We start from the raw sequence: 484 nt of genomic DNA, 5'->3' as shown, positions 1-484 counted from the left end.
CGCGGCCAGCGCGTTCACGCCCGTGGCCCCGTCGTTGTTGTAGTTGGCCTGCTGCGTGCCGTTGTCGTTGACGCTGTAGTAGTGCGTCTTGCTCGCCGAGATCGCCGTGGAGAGCGAAGTCGTTGCCGTCGAGCTCGACGTCGACAGCGATGTCACCGAGCTGTTCGTGGTCGACAGGCCGGTGGAGAGCGAGCTGGCCGTGGTCGAGGTCGAGGTGGAGAGCGACGCGATGTTGCTGGTCGCCGTCGACAGACCCGTGGACAGCGAACTGACACCGGTCGAGAGCGAGCTCACCCCCGTGGAGAGCGAACTGGCCGTGGTCGAGGTCGAGGTCGAAAGCGACGTCACGCTGCTGTTCGTGCTCGACAGACCCGTCGAGAGCGAACTGACGCCGGTGGACAGCGAACTGACTCCCGTCGACAGCGAACTGACTCCCGTGGACAGCGAACTGGCCGTGGTCGAGGTCGAGGTGGACAGCGACGTG

The 484-nt window shown here is 65.5% G+C and carries 1 protein-coding gene; it reads left to right on the top strand.

Annotated elements, in window-relative coordinates; genetic code table 11:
• Positions 1-166 precede the first annotated feature (166 nt).
• The coding region (locus PXJ20_RS32975) for a hypothetical protein (protein ID WP_421032971.1) at positions 167-484 on the top strand (318 nt) is incomplete at its 3' end.

The sequence above is a fragment of the Paraburkholderia sp. A1RI_3L genome, assembly GCF_048957895.1.
In the GTDB taxonomy this organism is placed as follows: Bacteria; Pseudomonadota; Gammaproteobacteria; order Burkholderiales; family Burkholderiaceae; genus Paraburkholderia; species Paraburkholderia kururiensis.
This window is presented reverse-complemented; position numbering and strand designations above follow the sequence as displayed.